At 66.7% G+C, this 17,746-nt stretch carries 18 protein-coding genes; 14 read left to right on the top strand and 4 right to left on the bottom strand.

Going from position 1 to position 17,746, the window contains the following annotated elements:
- Positions 1 to 22 precede the first annotated feature (22 nt).
- From H4W26_RS10020 to H4W26_RS09980, 9 genes are all read left to right on the top strand, one after another.
- Positions 23 to 724, top strand: coding sequence for a GNAT family N-acetyltransferase (locus tag H4W26_RS10020; RefSeq protein WP_192591898.1), 702 nt, complete (start codon positions 23 to 25; stop codon positions 722 to 724).
- 107 nt (positions 725 to 831) lie between these two features.
- A complete protein-coding gene (locus tag H4W26_RS10015; RefSeq protein ID WP_192591897.1) occupies positions 832 to 3,243 on the top strand; it encodes a DEAD/DEAH box helicase in 2,412 nt (803 codons plus the stop codon).
- A gap of 390 nt (positions 3,244 to 3,633) precedes the next feature.
- Positions 3,634 to 4,632, top strand: coding sequence for a MetQ/NlpA family ABC transporter substrate-binding protein (locus H4W26_RS10010; protein ID WP_192591896.1), 999 nt, complete (start codon positions 3,634 to 3,636; stop codon positions 4,630 to 4,632).
- Positions 4,629 to 5,657, top strand: a complete 1,029-nt coding sequence (locus tag H4W26_RS10005; RefSeq protein ID WP_192591895.1) for a methionine ABC transporter ATP-binding protein — start codon at positions 4,629 to 4,631, stop codon at positions 5,655 to 5,657. Before H4W26_RS10010 ends, H4W26_RS10005 begins: the two co-directional genes overlap by 4 nt.
- Entirely contained in the window at positions 5,654 to 6,331 is a 678-nt protein-coding gene (locus tag H4W26_RS10000; RefSeq protein WP_192591894.1) for a methionine ABC transporter permease, read from the top strand. The genes H4W26_RS10005 and H4W26_RS10000 overlap by 4 nt, the downstream gene beginning before the upstream one ends.
- A gap of 72 nt (positions 6,332 to 6,403) precedes the next feature.
- Positions 6,404 to 7,441, top strand: a complete 1,038-nt coding sequence (locus H4W26_RS09995) for an aldo/keto reductase (protein ID WP_192591893.1) — start codon at positions 6,404 to 6,406, stop codon at positions 7,439 to 7,441.
- Positions 7,442 to 7,724: 283 nt separating this feature from the next.
- Positions 7,725 to 7,973, top strand: coding sequence for a DUF4244 domain-containing protein (locus tag H4W26_RS09990; RefSeq protein ID WP_192591892.1), 249 nt, complete (start codon positions 7,725 to 7,727; stop codon positions 7,971 to 7,973).
- A complete protein-coding gene (locus tag H4W26_RS09985; protein WP_192591891.1) occupies positions 7,957 to 8,325 on the top strand; it encodes a TadE family type IV pilus minor pilin in 369 nt (122 codons plus the stop codon). Before H4W26_RS09990 ends, H4W26_RS09985 begins: the two co-directional genes overlap by 17 nt.
- Complete coding sequence (locus tag H4W26_RS09980; protein WP_192591890.1) at positions 8,322 to 8,723, top strand: Rv3654c family TadE-like protein; 402 nt, start codon at positions 8,322 to 8,324, stop codon at positions 8,721 to 8,723. The genes H4W26_RS09985 and H4W26_RS09980 overlap by 4 nt, the downstream gene beginning before the upstream one ends.
- Before the next feature lie 29 nt (positions 8,724 to 8,752).
- On the opposite strand, the gene H4W26_RS09975 is transcribed toward H4W26_RS09980, so the two are convergent.
- Positions 8,753 to 9,922: a M20/M25/M40 family metallo-hydrolase gene (locus H4W26_RS09975; RefSeq protein ID WP_192591889.1), complete on the bottom strand. Its 1,170-nt coding sequence runs from the start codon at positions 9,920 to 9,922 to the stop codon at positions 8,753 to 8,755.
- A 50-nt stretch (positions 9,923 to 9,972) separates the two neighbouring features.
- Between H4W26_RS09975 and H4W26_RS09970 the strand changes: the two genes are divergently transcribed.
- The 4 genes from H4W26_RS09970 to H4W26_RS09955 all read left to right on the top strand — a co-directional run bounded on the left by H4W26_RS09970 (position 9,973) and on the right by H4W26_RS09955 (position 13,006).
- Positions 9,973 to 10,788, top strand: coding sequence for a hypothetical protein (locus H4W26_RS09970; protein WP_192591888.1), 816 nt, complete (start codon positions 9,973 to 9,975; stop codon positions 10,786 to 10,788).
- A complete protein-coding gene (locus H4W26_RS09965; RefSeq protein WP_192591887.1) occupies positions 10,785 to 11,477 on the top strand; it encodes a MurR/RpiR family transcriptional regulator in 693 nt (230 codons plus the stop codon). The genes H4W26_RS09970 and H4W26_RS09965 overlap by 4 nt, the downstream gene beginning before the upstream one ends.
- Positions 11,477 to 12,607: an o-succinylbenzoate synthase gene (gene menC / locus H4W26_RS09960; protein ID WP_192591886.1), complete on the top strand. Its 1,131-nt coding sequence runs from the start codon at positions 11,477 to 11,479 to the stop codon at positions 12,605 to 12,607. The genes H4W26_RS09965 and menC overlap by 1 nt, the downstream gene beginning before the upstream one ends.
- A 120-nt stretch (positions 12,608 to 12,727) precedes the next feature.
- Positions 12,728 to 13,006 carry an Lrp/AsnC family transcriptional regulator gene (locus H4W26_RS09955; protein WP_192591885.1) on the top strand — a complete coding sequence of 93 codons (279 nt, stop codon included), beginning with the start codon at positions 12,728 to 12,730 and terminating at the stop codon, positions 13,004 to 13,006.
- 107 nt (positions 13,007 to 13,113) lie between these two features.
- Here H4W26_RS09955 and H4W26_RS09950 read toward each other — a convergent pair whose 3' ends face one another.
- Together H4W26_RS09950 and H4W26_RS09945 are read right to left on the bottom strand one after the other, a co-directional pair.
- Complete coding sequence (locus H4W26_RS09950) at positions 13,114 to 15,231, bottom strand: TRAP transporter permease (RefSeq protein WP_192591884.1); 2,118 nt, start codon at positions 15,229 to 15,231, stop codon at positions 13,114 to 13,116.
- A complete protein-coding gene (locus H4W26_RS09945) occupies positions 15,228 to 16,235 on the bottom strand; it encodes a TAXI family TRAP transporter solute-binding subunit (RefSeq protein ID WP_192591883.1) in 1,008 nt (335 codons plus the stop codon). Before H4W26_RS09945 ends, H4W26_RS09950 begins: the two co-directional genes overlap by 4 nt.
- 247 nt (positions 16,236 to 16,482) lie before the next feature.
- Between H4W26_RS09945 and H4W26_RS09940 the strand changes: the two genes are divergently transcribed.
- A complete protein-coding gene (locus H4W26_RS09940; RefSeq protein WP_192591882.1) occupies positions 16,483 to 17,445 on the top strand; it encodes a DUF4031 domain-containing protein in 963 nt (320 codons plus the stop codon).
- Here the strand turns inward: H4W26_RS09940 and H4W26_RS09935 are convergent.
- Positions 17,432 to 17,737 (bottom strand): thiamine-binding protein, encoded by a 306-nt coding sequence (locus tag H4W26_RS09935; protein ID WP_192591881.1) that lies wholly within the window; start codon positions 17,735 to 17,737, stop codon positions 17,432 to 17,434. The genes H4W26_RS09940 and H4W26_RS09935 overlap by 14 nt on opposite strands.
- Positions 17,738 to 17,746: the final 9 nt, after the last annotated feature.

Here is a 17,746-nt window from a genome sequence, read left to right as displayed (position 1 = left end):
ATTTTGTTTGTATGGTCGGACCATGACTTCTGAGCTGAGCGACGCACTTGTCCGCGATTGGGTGACCGGATGGGCAAGGACGCACGACTACGACGTGCAGCACGAGGGCAACGTCCATTCCGCCCTGCGTTCCGGGGATTCCGACGAATGGGAGTACGTGTTGTACGCCCCCGAGGACACCGATCTGCGCAAGATCGCCTCCGCAGTCGCCAAGGACTCAGCCCGTCTGCTGACCGTCATCGCCGAGCCAGGGGCGCCCTCGCTGAGCCAGAACCCCGTGGATGGCCTGCAGCTGATCAGCGATGAAGAGAAGCTGATGGTCGTGGACATGGAGACCCAGGACGTCGAGGACCCGATCACTCCGGAAGGCTTCACCACCAGCCGCGACGATCACGACGGATGGACGCTGTTCACCGTGCGGGACGGGGAGAAGGTCGCCGCACGCGGACGGGTCGCGACTGTGGACCACTACGCGATCCTCGACCGGATCTACACCAACGACGACTACCGCCGTCGGGGCCTGGGCACCTTCGTGACCCGGGCGCTGATCGCGATCGCCCACGAGCATGACGTGGAGGAGGGCCTGCTGGTGGCCACCGCCGACGGCCAGGAGCTCTACGAGTACCTCGGCTGGACGCTGCTCGGTGACGTGCATGTCTACGGCGCCACCTCAGGCGGACGGATCCGGCCGAGCCACTCGCAGTTCGACGACCTGAACAGCTGAGCAGCGGGGATCCGTGACGGGGCCGGGCCAGCGGTGCTGGGTCTCGCTCCGGAGTGCTCCGTTTCCCGGGCGGAGGCGGGTGCGCGGCTGACGTAGCCTGAGGGGTGATGCCCGATCAGGAACCCTATGAGCTGCTGCGCCGTGCCGGACTGCCCTCGGAGGTCGAGGATGCCGGTCCGCTCCGGCATGTGCGCACGCTCCCCGCCAGACAGGCGCAGACAGCGCCCTGGCCGGAGTGGGTGCCGAGCAGCCTGCGAGCGGGCTACCGGCAGCTCGGTGTCACCGGGCTCTACACCCACCAGGTGCAGGCCGCCGACGCGCTGCACGCGGGTCGGCACACCATTCTCGCCACCGGCACCGCCTCCGGGAAGTCCCTGGGCACGCAGCTGCCCGGGCTCTCCGAGATCTGCGGCGGACCCGTCGGGGCGGCCCGTGGAGCAGCCGCCTCTGCGGGCCTCGGAGCGACCATGCTCTACCTCTCCCCCACCAAGGCTCTGGCTGCTGATCAGCTCGATGCGCTGAGCCAGCTCGCCGAGGCGACCGGGGCCGAGGGACCCGAATCGGGCATCCGCCCCGCGGCCTACGACGGCGACACCGATCCCGAACAGCGCCGCTGGGTGCGTCAGCACGCCAATGTGGTGCTGACCAATCCGGACATGCTCAATGTGGGCATCCTGCCGAATCATCGGGCCTGGGCCAGGTTCTTCGCCCGGCTGCGCTACGTGATCATCGACGAGGCGCACACCTGTCGGGGGATCTTCGGTTCGCACATCGCCCTGCTGCTTCGGCGGCTCCGGCGCATCTGCGCCCACTACGGGGCCGAACCGATCTTCACCGGAGCCTCGGCGACCAGCGGTGACCCCGCGGCGTCGTTCTCCCGGCTCATCGGACACGCGGAGGAGACCGTGGAGGCGTTCACCGAGGACGCCTCCCCGCACGGAGCGGTCGACGTCTACCTCTGGGAGGCCACGACCTCTGAGCTCAAGGGAGACAATGCGGCGCCGCTCAAGCGCAGCCTCACGGTGGAGGCCGCCGACATCCTCACCGACCTCGTCGTCGCGGGTCACCGCACGCTCGCGTTCATCAAGTCCCGCCGGGGAGCCGAGACGATCGCTCAGATCGCGGCTGATTCACTGGCAGAGGTCGACGTCGACCTGCGCGGACGGGTGGCGGCCTACCGCTCCGGCTATCTGAAGGAGGAGCGGCGGGAGCTCGAGGACGCCCTGCGTGAGGGACGGCTGCTCGGCGTCGCCTCCACTCCCGCGCTCGAGCTGGGGATCGACATCTCCGGGCTGGACGCCGTGATCATCGCGGGCTGGCCTGGGACCCGGGCGTCCTTCTTCCAGCAGCTCGGCCGTGCCGGGCGCTCGGGTCAGCGCGGCGCCGCATTCTTCATCGCCGGGGACGATCCGCTGGACTCCTATCTGCTGGACCATCCCGAGGCCATCTTCGACACGGCGGTGGAGGATGCGGTCACCGATCCCTCGAATCCGCATGTGGCGGCGCCGCACATCCTCGCGGCCGCCCAGGAGCTGCCGCTCACCCGGGACGATCTCGAGCTCTTCGACCCTGGCCGATGGCTCATCGACTCGCTCACCGAGCAGGGGCACCTGCGTCGACGTCCCCGCGGCTGGTTCTTCGCCCACGACGACGTCTCGGCCGCCTCCTGGGTCAAGCTGCGCTCCGACGGGGGCGGCCCCTTCACGATCGTCAACACCGAGGACGGCACCGTGATCGGCGACATGGGCTCGGCGCAGGCACAGCCGCAGGCCCACCCCGGAGCGGTCTACGTCCATCAGGGGCGCAGTTACGTGGTCGAGGAGCTGGACCAGCAGAACAACGCGGTGCTGGTCTTCCCCGCGACCCCGCCGTACTACACGCAGGCACGGGAGACCACCTCGATAGAGGTGCTGGAGGTCCAGGAGGCGGTCGACTGGGGGCGTTTCCGGCTGCACAGCGGCATGGTCGAGGTCACCAGCACCGTGGTCGGCTTCCAGCGCAAGGCGCTGGGCTCCTCCGAGGTGCTCTCCGACGAGCCGCTGGACCTGCCGCCGTCTTCGCTGCGCACGCAGGCGATGTGGATGACCGCGCCCGAGACGGCGCTCTCGGCCGCCGGGGTCATTCCGGAACAGATTCCCGGCGCGCTGCACGCCGCCGAACACGCCATGATCGGCCTGCTGCCGCTGCTGACCTCAGGGGACCGCTGGGACATCGGCGGCGTGTCCACGGCCCTGCACCGCGACACCGAGCTGCCCACCATCTTCGTCTACGACGGACACCCCGGCGGCGCAGGATTTGCTCAGCGCGGCTTCGAGCTGGCGGCGGAATGGATCGGCGCCACCGCGGAGACCATCTCCGGCTGCGAATGCGCCACCGGATGCCCCTCCTGTGTGCAGTCGCCGAAGTGCGGGAACCGGAACAACCCGCTGGAGAAGCACCCCGCACTGAACCTGCTGCGCGCCATCCTCGCCGCCCAGCCTGCGGCGGAGGACACGGACTCCCTCGACTCGCGCCGGTGAACATAGATCCTGCGTGACGAATGATGAATCGATGTGCGCAGGACGCTGACCTGGGTTAGGATCGGTACAGCTTCACGAGAAGTGACCTGGAGATCCGCATGAATGCGGCAATCCGACGATCCGTTTATGGTCACTCACCAACCCCATGTTCAAGGGTGGTCCCGGATCACGAAGCGGCCTGTCCTCGCCACTGATTGAACTTTGAAGTTCGACGGCGGCGCTGACTGGGACAGGCAAGAGCAGTGTCGAAAGGAACCCCTCTTCAGCGGTGCGCCTCTATGCGCACCTCACGTTCGCGGACTCACCGCGAGCGCCCCCGCCATGCACTGCGGGTGACCCCTGTCATCTCCCGGGCACCTCTTGCCCTCCTGACGTCTAAGGACCACATCCATGAACACCCATCAGCACAACCCTGCCCTGCCCGCCGTCCGCCGCTCTCGCGGGCGCAGCGTCCTTGCCCTCGGCGCCACACTGGCCCTGGCGCTGAGCAGCTGCAGCGTCTTCGATCGGGGCGGCGACGCAGCCGAGGCCGCACCTGCGGATCAGCAGGAGTTCAGCATCGGCGTCGTCGGCGCCAATGAGAGCCATCGCGAAGTCGAACGCATCGCGGAGGAGGAGCTGGGCTACGAGATCGAGCTGGTCGAGTTCACCGAGTACACCCAGCCGAACCCGGCGCTGACCAACGGGGACATCGACGCGAACTGGTTCCAGCACATCGCCTATCTGGCGGACTACAACGTCAGCTCCGGAGAAGACCTCCAGCCCATCGGCTCCACCGCCGCCGTGCCGCTGACCCTCTACTCCAATGAGTACGACGATGTCAGCGAGTTCTCCGAAGGGGACACCATCGCCATCCCCAACGACGCGGTCAACCAGGGACGAGCGATCAACGTGCTGGTGGCGGCCGGACTGGTCGAGCTGTCCGAGGACAATCGCCAGCCCGAGCCGCGACACATCGATGAAGAAGCCTCCACCGTGCAGGTGCAGCCCGTCGCCGCGCAGCAGACCGTCAACGCGCTGGAATCCGTCGAGGGTTCGGTCATCAACAACAACTTCGCCCAGGACGCGGAGCTGGACCCGGACGGCGACGGCATCTTCGCCGATGATCCGACCGAAGCCGCGGCGTTCCCCTACATCAACGCCTTCGTCACCCGCGCCGAGGACAGCGACAACGAGGCGCTCCGTGAGATCGCGGCGGTCTATCACGATGAGCGAGTTCTCGAGATCGAGGCAGACCTCTCCGCCGGCACCTCGGTTCCGGCTTCAGAGGTCACCCCGGAACAGCTCCAGGAGTCGCTGGTCGACTACGAGGACTCGCTGCGAAGCACCGACGGCGGCGCCGGTGAGGAATCAGGGGCCGACGAGTCCGAAGAAGAGGACGACGCGTGAGCTCAGCGTCGCTCATCGAGTTCCGCAACGTGTCTCGGACGTTCGGCACAGGGAACAAGACCATCACCGCGGTCGACGACGTGAGCCTCACCGTCGACCGCGGTGAGGTCTACGGCGTCATCGGCTTCTCCGGGGCCGGCAAGTCGACGCTGATCCGGCTCATCAACGGGCTCGAACGCCCGACGGCCGGCTCGGTCCACGTGCTGGATCAGGAGATATCGGCAATGCGTGAGGGCCAGCTGGCCAAGGTGCGTTCCCGCATCGGCATGGTCTTCCAGCAGTTCAACCTCTTCCATTCCAGAGACGTCGCCGGCAACGTGGCGTATCCGCTGAAGGTGGCGGGGTGGAAGAAGAGCGATCGTGATGCCCGGGTGGCGGAGCTCCTGGAGTTCGTCGGCCTGAGCGAGAAGGCCGAGCAGCACCCCGAGCAGCTCTCCGGTGGTCAGAAGCAGCGGGTGGGCATCGCTCGGGCCCTGGCCGCCAAGCCGGACATCCTTCTCGCGGACGAGTCCACCTCCGCTTTGGACCCCAAGACCACCGCCGAGGTGCTGCAGCTCCTGCGCCGGGCCAATGAGGAGCTGGGCATCACGATCGTGGCCATCACCCATGAGATGGAGGTCATCAGATCCATCGCCGACCGGGTGGCGGTGATGGATCAGGGACGCATCGTGGAGACCGGTCTCGTCTACGACGTCTTCTCCAGTCCGCGGGAGACGAAGGATGCCAGCTTCGTCGGTGCCGCGCTGAAGAACCGTCCCTCGGTCGAGGATGTCGAGTGGATCCGACGTCACAGCTCGGGGCGGCTGATCATCGTCTCGCTGCAGAATGCCGGGGCGGTCAGCGCCGTTCTGGGCGAGGCGGCGACCCATGGGGTCTCCTTCGAGATCGTCCATGGCGGAATGAGCACCACCAAGAACGCCTCCTACGGGCTGCTGACATTGGCGGTGGACGGGGAGTCTGACGCGGTGACGGCCTTCGTCGCGGCGCTCAACGCCGCCGGAGAGGTGCAGGAGGTGCACGCATGATCGACACCTATCGAGCCCTGGACTGGGGCTACTACGGACCTGAGCTGATTGAAGCGATCTTCGACACCATCTACATGGTGGCCTGGGCGTTCCTGCTCGGCGGCTTCGTCGGACTCGTCATCGGTCTCACGCTCTACACCACTCGGGAGGGCGGGCTGCTCTCGAACCGGCCTGCCTGGATGGCGATGAACTTCGTGGTGAACCTGATCCGTCCGGTCCCCTTCGTCATCCTCATCGCGGCGCTGCAACCGGTCACCATCTTCGTGATCGGCTCCGGGATCGGCAACGATGCGGTGATCTTCGTGATGATCTGGGCCTCTACCTTCGCGATCGCGCGCATCGTGGAGCAGAACCTGGTCTCCATCGACCCGGGGGTGATCGAGGCTGCCCGCGCCATGGGGGCCTCCCGGCTGCGTATCATCCTCACCGTGCTGCTCCCAGAAGCACTGGGACCGCTGATCCTTGGGTATACGTTTGTCATCATTGCACTGACGGATATGTCGGCCTTGGCCGGGATCATCGGCGGCGGCGGCATCGGCAACTTCGCCATCGTCGAGGGTTACAACAGGTTCCGGCCTGAGGTGACCTGGCTGGCGGTGATCGTCGTGATCCTCTTCGTCCAGTCGCTGCAGCTTGTGGGCAACTGGGCGGCCCGGAAGGTCATGCGCCGCTGAGCGAGGCAGACAGTCCACGCCCCTGACCACAGCTCCGAATGAACGCAGCTCCGAACAACTGAAGGACTCTCGATGACTCTTCGTTCCATCACTCTGGGAAGCGGCCCCCACGGACTTGAGGTCTCAGCGCTGGGATACGGCGCCATGTCGCTGGCCGGCGCCTATGGCTCCATCAGCGAGGCAGAGGCTTCTGACATCCTCACCCACGTGAAGGATCGCAGCATCAACTTCCTCGACACCGCCAACATCTACGGTGACGGGGAGAGTGAACGCCTGGTCGGCAGATTTCTGAGGAACCGCCGCGAGGAGTTCGTCCTCGCCACGAAGGTGGGCATCGAGAAGGGCGCCGGCGCCGGAAAGAGGCGAGCGCGCGGGGACGCCGCGTACATCAAGGAACAGATCGATGAGAGCCTCACGCGCCTGGGCACGGATCACGTGGACCTGTACTACCTGCATCGGGTGGATCCCGAGACGCCGATCGAGGAGAGCGTGGGGGCCATGAGCGACCTCGTGGCGGCGGGCAAGGTGCGGCGGATCGGACTCTCCGAGGCCACCGCCCAGGAGATCCGCAGGGCCCACGCCGTGCATCCGATCACCGCGGTGCAGAGCGAATGGAGCATCTTCGCGCGGGACGTCGAAGAGCATGTTCTGCCGGTCTGCGCCACGCTGGGGATCGGATTCGTTCCCTACTCCCCGGTGGGCCGCGGGCTGCTCACCGATCGGTTCGACCCGCTGGCCCTCGCGGAGACCGATGTGCGCCGCTCCTTCCCCTGGTTCGCGCCCGCGAACCTGGCGCACAACCATTCCCTCGCCGCGCAGGTGCGAGAAGCCGCTCAGCAGCAGCAGCTTCCCACGGCAGGGCTCGCCCTCGCCTGGCTCTACCGCCAGGCGGCCACCCTCGGGGTCAGCATCTCCCCGATCCCCGGCACCCGCTTCGGATCCCATTGGGATGAGCTGCAGCGCGGCGTCGAGGAGCTGGAGCTCACCGCTGAGGTCGCAGCGCTGCTCGACGGCCTGGCCGCACAGGTCCACGGGGATCGCAGCTTCGATCCGGCATGGGTCTCCGGCGGCCGCGAAGGCCTCATCCCCCGCTCCGCCGGATTATCGTAGAGCTCTAGCGAATCGTAGAGCTATAGCGCTACGACAATGCCTTAGCTCTACGACAAACGCGGAGGAACACGGCGGAGCGTGGGGAGGAAGAGCGCGGGGCCGAGGGGCGTGTGCTTTGCCCCAGCCGACGCGAAACTCCCGCGAGCGTCTGACTCTCCACAGCTGGCTCGCCGTCAGCCCCCACTCCTCGTCCGTGGCCGAAACTGGTGCGACCTGCACACAGCAGGCGTCGACAGCCGCCCAAGACCTCATAGTCCGGGCAGCCCCAGCGGAAGGAACGGTCATGGAGAGACCACAGACGCGAAACCAGTCGCTCACGCTCGAGGCGCAGCAGTCAGCCCTGCCACACACGGGGAACCTGCGCACGTGGGGACAGCAGATTCATCGCGAGGAGGATGGCCTGGCCACCGCGGAGTATGGAATCGTCATGCTGGCGGCAGTCGGGTTCGCGGGGCTGCTCGTGGCCGTGGTGAGCTCGGACACTGCGCGCGGCCTGCTGACCGGCATCGTCGAACGTGCGCTCTCCTTCTGATCTGCGCACCCGAGTCGACAGGGGTTCGATCAGCGCGGAGTTCGCCCTGGCTCTCCCGGCAGTCATCATGGTGCTGCTCTTCGTGATCTCGATGGCGCTGCAGGGCGCGGCGCAGGTCAGCCTGGAGGAGGGAGCGCGGGCTGCGGCTCGGGAGCTTGCTCGCGGGGAGCCCGCCGCAACCGCTGAAACTGCCGCGCGGCGGGTTGCCGGGGAAGGGACTGCCGTCGGCATCTCCCGGGAAGGTCGCTACGTCACCGTGACCCTCACCCAGCCTGTCCGCCTGCTCGGGTGGCTGGAGATCGAGGCAACCTTGAAGTCCGACGCCACGGCACTGGTGGAGGACTCGCGATGACAGAGTCGCTGCAGGACCAGCGCGGCTCCGGCACGGTCCTCGCGCTGGGGCTGATCATGGTGCTGCTCATCCTGCTGGGGGCGATCCAGGCGTTGAGCCTGGTGGCGGCTTCCTCGGCTCAGGCCGCGCGCGGAGCGGACCTTTCAGCCCTCGCAGGAGCGGATGCCGCCCGTGGACTGACCATGGGAGACCCGTGCGCGGTGGCGCGAGCACTGGCCGCGCGCAATCAGGTGGAGCTCACCAGCTGCACTGTGACCGGCGCGGATGGCACCGAGGTGCTCGTGCAGAGTGCAGTGCCGATCCTGCCGGAGCGGTTTCTGAACATCGAAACCTCTGGTCTCGGGGACCTCGGTCTGATCAGCCGAAGCACCGCGCGTGCCGGACCGCCCCCGTCATGAGCGCACCCATTCTCAGCGGGAGAGGCCGCTCAGAGCCTGCCCAGCAGTGCCGCCAAGAGTGCGATGCGCTCGGGGATCGACTCGATCCGCACCTGTTCATGATCGGCATGGGCGCCTGCGCCGTCAGGTCCGAATCCGTCAAGAGTGGGAAGTCCCAGTGACCCCAGGTAGTTCGTGTCACCGGCGCCGGCGGCAGGTCGACCTCCCACCTCATCGAGCCCGACCTCCTGGGCGGCGTCCTCGACAAGAGCCAGCAGCTCCTGATCGGCGTCATCTGCCTGCCATGCCGGCCGCTGGGACAACGTCCGGACCCTGAGCTCGCCGCCGGAGCGGATCGGTTCCAGGTCCTGGATCGCCCCGAGGACCTGAGCCTCGACGTCCGGGGCGCGAAACCGCAGGCCGATATCGGCCGACGCGGAGGCGGGCACCACGTTGGTCTTGCCTCCGCCGGTCACCGTCCCGATATTGCACAGGACGTCTCCCGGAGAGGCTGCCTCCGCCGAGGCGATGAGGCCGCGCAGACCAGCAAGCTGATCCACCAGCTCATCGATCGCGTTGACCCCGCCCTCGGGGTCCAGCGCCGCATGGGACGCGCGCCCAGTGACCTCGAGTCGCAGTCGGGTGCTCCCCAGCCGACCGACCTTCAGGGCACCTCCCGGGTGGGGGGACTCGAATCCGAGGACCGCTCGCACACCCTCGGCGCAGGAGAGCAGAAGCTCCCGTGAAGTCGGGGAACCGATCTCCTCATCCCCCACCACGATCACCCGGACAGGGGGCCGAGATTGCCCGAGCGCCGTGCTGAGCCTCAGGCCCTGGTGCATGATCAACAATCCCGACTTCATGTCGAAAGACCCGGGCCCATAGGCGATGCCCTCTTCGATGCGGAAGGGCATCGACTCGAGAGTTCCACGGGACCACACAGTGTCGGCGTGACCGACGAAGAGCACAGGAGCGTCAGCATGCTTCGACCCGGTGCCTGCGATGTCCATCACCAGATGGGTGCCCCACTCCCCCTCGTGTTCGGTGATCTCGGGGTCGTGTTCCGCAAAGAGCTCCCGCACCTGCGCGCAGACCTCGCTCACCCCGGCGGCGTCCCCGGTCGGAGACTCTGTCTCCACCATCCGTTTCAGAAGTTCGAGCGTCTCTTCGAGGTGATCTCTCGCAAAATCAAGGTGAGCCGTGGGTGATGAGGTATCCATAGGGCTATGATACGCAACGTAAGAACATATTCAGGTTGCGAGAGGATCCCATGACTGACCAGGACACTGCTGCACCCGAAGGTCCCACCCTTGCGGAGTCACTCACCCTCGAAGACGGCACCACCGTCCGCAGCCTCACCGATGACGCCGAGCTCGAGGCGGCCTGCCGGCTGTACCGCGACGTGTTCTCCTACAGCGGCGAGGATCAGGGAATCAACGCCCGTCTGCTCAAGAACCTGCTGACCTACGGCGGAACGGTGGTCGGCGCCGTCGACCCCGCGGGCGTCGTGCGGGGCATGGCATTCGGCTGGACAGCGGTGGACACCAGCACGGAGGACCCGCACATCTACCACTTCTCGCAGGCAGCCGTGGTGTCCCAGGACCTGCAGGGACAGGGGGTCGGCAGAGCGCTGAAGAACGTTCAGGCAGCCGTGGCGCACCGGCAGGGCGCCAGCCGCATGCGCTGGACCTATAACCCGATGATCAGCCGCAACGCACACTTCAACCTCGACGTGCTCGGAGCACAGGGTCGCTGGTTCACGAAGGACGCCCTCGCGGGGCCCGGCACGGACCGGATCACCGTGGAGTGGCGGCTGGACGGCTCTGTCGCTGAACCCGCCTCCTCTGCGGCGGCGGAGAACTTGGAAGCCGCGCTCGGCACCGATGAACTCACTGAGCCGGGCCAGATCCAGATGCGCCCCGACGCGGCCCTGCTCGTCGTCCCCGCGCAGCAGCCCACCGATGAAGAGGTGATCGACCTGCTCCGCACCCGCTTCAGCGATCTCTTCGAACATGGCTTCATGGCGACCTCCTGCCATCGGATCACCGAGGACCTCGCGGTCTACAGCTTTCTGCGCCCCGCATGAGCCCCGAAAGCACCCGCACAGAGCGGGACCTCAGCACCTCCCCGGAGGAAAGCTGGTCCAGCCGCCGCGGCCCGGACAACCCCGCCGCCCGATTCGGCGCCACCCTGTCCCCCCGTGCCTCCGCAAAATCACTGCAGGCCCGACTGATCCGCAAGGAGCGGGAGAACCTGGAACGGGTCTTCGCCGGGATCGAGGACGACGACGCGCTGGCCCGCACGGCCGGTGTCATCGCCGGAGCCCGACGCCGGTTCATCGTGGGCCACGGACGCTCGGCTGCGTTCGCCCACCTGTTGGATCTCGACCTCTCCCACGGGGTCTCCCAGGTGTCCCTGATCGATGGGCTGGGCACCCGTGGGATCGACGTGCTCACCGATGTGCGCAGCACCGATGTGCTCGTCGCCTTCTCCATGCGCCGCTACCGCCGAGAGACGGCACAGCTCGCGGAGGCCTTCGCCCATCGAGGCGGGGCCGTGGTGGCAGTCACCGATTCGGCGGATTCCCCGCTGGTGGCCCACTGCAGCGAAGCCGTGATCGTGCCGACGAACTCTGACTCCGTGACCGACTCCGCCACCGGCGTCGTCGCCGTGATCCACCTGCTGACCGCTCTGACCACGGCAAGCGCCAAGGGCAGCCGCCGTCGGCTGACCGAAAGAGAATCATTGATCCACGAGATGGGACTGTATATCTGATGCGCGCCGTCGAGATTGTGCTCCACGATGTTGAACTTCCCCTGCGACATGCCTTCGAGACCAGCTCTCACCGCAAGTCCTCGCTGCGACACCTGCTGGTCGAGATGATCGACGCGGACGGGACCGTCGGCTGGGGCGAGATCGCCTCCCCCGCCGGCCCGTTCTACGCCCCCGAGACGACGACGACGGCGTGGCAGACCGCCACGGAGCATCTGATCCCCGCCGTGCTCGGCGCAGATTGGAAGCATCCTGACGAGATCGCGGGTCTCTACGGCAAGGTGCGCGGCAACTTCTTCGCCAAGGCCGGCGTCGAGATGGCGGCGTGGGCGATGTGGAGCGCCGCGGAATCGATCCCGTTGGCCCGTGCACTCGGGGGTGAGCGCGAATCCGTCGTCGCCGGGGTCTCGCTCGGCATCGAGCCCAGCATCGAGGCGCTCCTCGCCGAGGTCACGCGCCATGTGGAGTCGGGCTACCCCCGGGTCAAGCTCAAGATCGCGCCAGGTTGGGATGTGGAGCCCGTGCGCGCAGTCCGCGAGGCATTTCCGGACCTGGACGTGCATGTGGATGCCAACGGCGCCTACCCGGGAAGCCAGGAGCCGGGCGGCGAGCAGGCCTTTGAGGTGCTCAGCTCTCTGGACCCGTTCAAGCTGACCATGATCGAGCAGCCCTTCGCGCCGAAGAACTTCCTCGACCACGCGCTGCTCACCGCGGAGATCGAGACCCCCGTCTGCCTGGACGAATCCGTGGAGACCCTCGATGACCTGCGCACCGCCTTGGCGCTGAAGGCCGGCAACGTGCTGAACATCAAGGTCTCACGGATGGGCGGGCTCAGCGCCGCCCGGGACGCGCACGCCATGGCCTCAGAAGCCGGCTGGCCTGTCTGGTGCGGAGGGATGCATGAGTTCGGAGTCGGGCGCGCGGCGAACGTGGCGATCTCCTCACTGCCCGGATTCACCCTGCCTTCGGACGTCTCGGCTTCGGAGAAGTACTACGCCGAGGACATCATCGATCCACCGGTCACCGCCGAGCAGGGCATCGTCCAGGTGCCCACCGTCGCCGGGCTCGGGCACAGCGTGCGCACCGAGGTCATCGCCGCCCATGAGACTCGACAGCAGCGCTTCCAGGTCTGACTCGGCAGCACCTCCGCGAATCAGCACCCGAGCCAAGCGGCGCAGTATCCTGACACCTAGAACGAGCTCGAGGAACATCATCGGCGTCGCATCCCGCGCCTAGAGAGGCAGTTCAGAGACATGGTCACCGCATTCGTCATGATGAAGACCGATCCGCACCGGATCCCCGAATCGGCGCAGGACATCGCCAATATCGAAGAGGTCCAGGCGGTGTACTCCGTGACCGGAAAATGGGATCTCGTCGCGATGGTCAAGACGCCGAATCTCGAGGATCTCAGCGATCTGGTGCCGGCGAAGATCGCCAAGGTCGCCACCGTGCACGACACCGAGACGATGGTCGCGTTCCGCACCTACTCCGATCAGGAGCTGGAGGCCAGCTTCAGCCTCGGCGGCGAATAACGCACGGAGACCGCCGCCGCGAGCAAAGACTGAGGGCCCGACCGGTATCCGGTCGGGCCCTCAGTCTTTGCTGCCATACGAATGCTGCGCTGCGGCAGCCGAGCCGATCAGGCCCCGCGAGGCGCGGCGTCCGCGCTCACGGTGGTGGTTCTAGCCTCGGTGGGCGCGTCGTCGTCGGAGTCCTTGTCCGCAGGCTCGGGATCTCCTCGACCACGGCGGGCAAACTGCAGAACCACGCCGATGGCGAGGGCGACCATGCCGACCACCGAGATCAGCAGATCCGGGTAGATCAGCAGCAGGCCACCCGCGATCAGCAGCACGCGCTCGATGATCGTGGCCCGGAGGAACAGATAACCCGCCAGCCCGGAGGCGAGCGCGATCATTCCTACGATCACGGTCAGCAGCGACACGGTCAGCTCATCCCAGCTGCCCTGCAGCAGAAGTGCCGGCTGCAGGATGAACACATACGGGATCAGGAAGCCGGCCAGCGCGATCTTCACCGCGGCCACACCTGCCCGCATCGGGTTCGCGTTCGCGATGCCGGCGCCGGCGTAGGCCGCGAGGCAGACCGGCGGAGTGATGTCCGCCAGGATGCCGAAGAAGAACACGAACATGTGGGCCGCGATCAGCGGGACATCGAAGTTGTTGTACAAGATCGGTGCCGCCACCGAGGCGGTGACCACGTAGTTCGCGGTGGTCGGCAGGCCCATGCCCAGGATGATGCAGGCGATCATCACGAAGAAGAGCACCAGCAGGAAGTTGCCTCCTGCGATCGCGACGAGGCCGCGGCCGAGCTGGCCGCCCAGGCCGGTGGCCGTGACCGTGCCCGCGACGATTCCGGCGGTGGCGCAGGCTGCGATCACCGGCAGCGCGGTGCGCGCCGCGGCGACGAAGAGCTCCATGAAGCCACGGAGGTTGAGCCTGGTGGATGAACGGAAGAAGCTCAGCACGATGGCTGTGCCGATGCCCAGCAGCGCCGCACGGGTGGGGGTCAGCCCCGAGAGCAGCGTGCCCACGATGACCACCAGGGGCAGCAGCAGGTCGATCCGCGTGATCAGCCCGCGGATGCTGGGCAGCTCCTCCACGGGCATGCCGCGGATGTGCTGGCGCTTCGCTTCGAAGTGCACCGAGAGGAAGGCACCCAGGAAGTAGAGCAGCGAGGGAATGATCGCGATGACGATCAGCTCGTTGTACTCCACGTTGGGCACGTTCTGCGCCATGATGAACGCCGCAGCGCCCATGATCGGCGGCATCAGCTGCCCGCCGGTGGAGGCCGTGGCCTCGGTGGCGGCGGCGAAATGCGGCTTGAAGCCGGCCTTCTTCATGATCGGAATCGTGAAGGAGCCCGAGGCCACGGTGTTCGCCACGGAGGACCCTGACACCATGCCCTGGAGACCCGAGGCGGCGACGGCGGCCTTGGCCGGTCCACCGGTGTACTTGCCGGCCGCACGGAAGGCCAGGTCGTTGAAGAACTGGCCGATGTTCGTGCGCAGCAGCACCACGGCGAAGAGCAGGAACAAGAAGATGAAGTCTGCGGAGACCTGCAGCGGAGTGCCGAAGATCGAGCGCGTGGAGAGGAAGGTCTCGGTGGCAAAGGCATCCCAGGACCGGCCGCGGTGCGGGAAGATCGGGCTCAGATTGCCGAAGATCCCGTAGACGATGGCCACGCTGGCGATGATGACGATGGGCAGACCCACGCAGCGGCGGGTCGCCTCCAGCACCAGCAGCGTGCCGGCGACCGCGACGGTGTAGTCGAGGTTGCTGAAGCCGAGGATCTGCACCGCATTGCCCACGAGGTACTCGTAGCGGAAGACGATGTAGAGGTTGACCGCGATGCCGGCGGCCGCGAGCAGCGCGTCGTACCACGGGACGCCGCGTCCGCGACCCAGGAGCAGGTCCTTCCAGAGGACTCCGCTGGACTCTGCGTTGAGCAGCCGCTTGCTCGCCGGGTAGAGCATGAACACCAGCGAGGTGGCGCCGCCCAAGTGGATGGCGCCGTGGATCCAGCCCGTGAAGGGCCGCTCCAGCGCGTAGTAGAGGTGGTAGAGCGTGAAGGCCACGGAGATGCCGCCCACGATCCATGTCCAGAAGCCCAGATCCGTGCGGAACCGGCTGGAGGTGTCGTGCTGCCGAAGGACCTCGGCCGCCCTCTCCTCGGCGCCGACCCCCGGCTCCTGCTCATCAGCAGGAGCCGGGGAACGCTTTTCAGCAGTGCTGCGTGTCACGGCAGGTCAATGCCCTGCTCTTCGAAGTAACGCTCCGCACCAGGGTGCAGCGGCACATCGCCGATGCCGGTGAGTGCGTTCTCCTCCGTGATGTTCTCGCCGACCTCGAGTGTGATGTCGCCGGCGTTCTCGAAGGTCGCTGCGGTGATCTCGTAGGCGAGGTCTTCGCTGACCTGGGTGGTGGAAGCGACAAGAGCCGCGAACACCGAGACGGTGGTGACGTCCTCGTCGAGGAAGTCGTAGGCATCTGCGGAGATGTCATAGGACTCGGCGCCGGAGTTCTCGGAGATCGCGTCGGTCATGTCATCTTCGATGCCCAGAAGCCGCACATCGGTGGAGGCTGCCAGCTGAGTCAGACCGGCCACCGGGGTGCCCACCACGAAGATGGAGGCGTCGATCTGGCTGTCGGCGAGCATGTCCGTGGAGGATCCGAAGTCCGCCACCTCAGCGGTGTAGTCGCCCTCTTCGATCCCGTGGGCTGCAAGGATCGCGTCGGAGATGGCGCGAGTTCCCGAGCCGGCGTCACCGACGGCGATGGTCTGACCCTCGAGGTCCTCGATGGACTCGATGCCGGAGTCTTCGCGGACGATGATGTGCGCGGCCTCAGGGTAGAGGTTCGAGATCCAGCCGAAGTTGTCCAGCTGCACATCTTCGAGGTCCGGGATCTCACCGGCGACTCCGCTGGCAGCGGTGTCATTCTGAGTCAGGCCCAGCTGCATCTCTTCCTGGTAGATGCCACCCAGGTTGTCTGCGGAGCCGCCGGTCTCGATGGCGGAGACGCTGACGTCCTCGATGTTGTCCTGGTAGATCGCCGCAAGCTCATCGCCGAGCGGGAAGTAGGTGCCGGCGGTGCTGCCGGTGCCGAAGGTCAGTTCGTTCGTGTAGCTGTCTTCATCTCCGGTGGCGGCCTCTCCCTCGGCGGGTTCGTCCTCTCCTCCGCCACAGGCGGACAGAGTCAGGGCGGCGGCAGCTGTGACCGCAATGGCGGTGCGACGCATCTTCATGAGTCTTCTCCTCAGTCGAGTGATTTCTTGGTGCAGTGATCTTTGGTGCGTTGAGCAATCTGAAAGTTTCGCAAAAGCTGTCATACATACACGGTGCGGGGTGTATTCAGACACTTTACAGTGGCATGTGCCACTTAGGGGCTCTGCGGATCTCGTCCTTAGACTGACTCATACTGATGATCAGGGTGTTTCGTGACTTCCGCGCAGTGAAATCCGCGAGCCATAAAGGCGAGGAACTAGGGAGCAGATGACTGTCTATATCGACCCGCCCAGCTGGCCCGCGCATGGCACGGTCTTCTCACATCTGATCTCGGACACGTCCTTGCATGAGCTGCACGACCACGCGGCGACGGCAGGCATCAGCATCCGTGCCTTCGACCAGGATCACTACGACGTGCCGGCACACCGATACGAGGATCTGGTCTCCCGCGGCGCCGTCCCCGTCTCAGGCCGGGAGCTGACCAGGATCCTGCTGCGCTGCGGGCTGCGCATCCCCGCCGCGCACCGACCGGAGAAGCTGCGTCCGAACCTCGCCCGGGCCTGGTCCCGTCTGGGCCAGACTCTGAAGACCGCCGAGGAGAAGGCCGACGACGACGCCGCACCCTCCCCGGCCAGGGACTTCGACCGGCATTGGGAGCTGCTCGGGGAGGAACTGCTGGACCGGTGGGCTGAACCACACCGCAGCTATCACGCGATGACGCATCTCGCGGCCGTGCTGCGCGGCGTGGGCACGCTCGACCGCGCCGGGGAACTGGCGCACGCCCAGCGCCCCACGGTGGCTCTGGCCGCATGGTTCCACGACGCCGTCTACTCCGGTGCCCCGGGGTCGGACGAAGAGGCCTCAGCGCGGCTCGCCGAGACGCGGCTGGAGCCCGTGCTGGGTTCAGCAGCGGTGAGCGAGGCGGCGCGACTAGTCCGGGTCACCGAGACGCATGACCCTCTCCCGAATGATCGCAACGGTGCGGTGTTGGTGGACGCCGACCTGCAGATCCTGGCGCAGGACCCGGCTCGGTACACCCAGTACACCGAAGCGGTGCGCCAGGACTACCAGCACGTGGCAGAGGCGGACTTCCGCCAAGGCCGCGCCCAGGTGCTGCAGCGACTGCTGGAGCGGCCGGCGCTGTTCCGCACCGCTACGGGCAGAGCGCGGTGGGAGCAGCAGGCGCGGGTCAATCTGCGTGCGGAGCTGGAGCTGCTTACTCGCGGTTGAGCTGCTGCTCGAGTCGGGTGACCTTCTCGGTCAGCTGGTGGGTGAATCCGGGCCGGATGTCTGCCTTGATCACCAGGCTCACGCGCGAACTGACCGCTGTCACGGCGTCGGTCGCGCGGCGGATGACCTCGAAGACCTCATCCCACTCACCCTCGAGGGTGGTGAACATGGAGGTGGTCTCGTGCGGAAGCCCCGAGGCCCGCACGATGCGGACCGCCTCGGCGACGGCGGCACTGACGGACCCCTCGGGGGTGTCAGCGGTGGCAGGGGCGACGGAGAAGGCGACCAGCATGAGGCTCAG

Source organism: Nesterenkonia halotolerans (genome assembly GCF_014874065.1).
In the GTDB taxonomy this organism is placed as follows: Bacteria; Actinomycetota; Actinomycetes; order Actinomycetales; family Micrococcaceae; genus Nesterenkonia; species Nesterenkonia halotolerans.
Note: the sequence above shows the minus strand (reverse complement) of the source record. Positions and strands in the feature narration are given on the sequence as shown.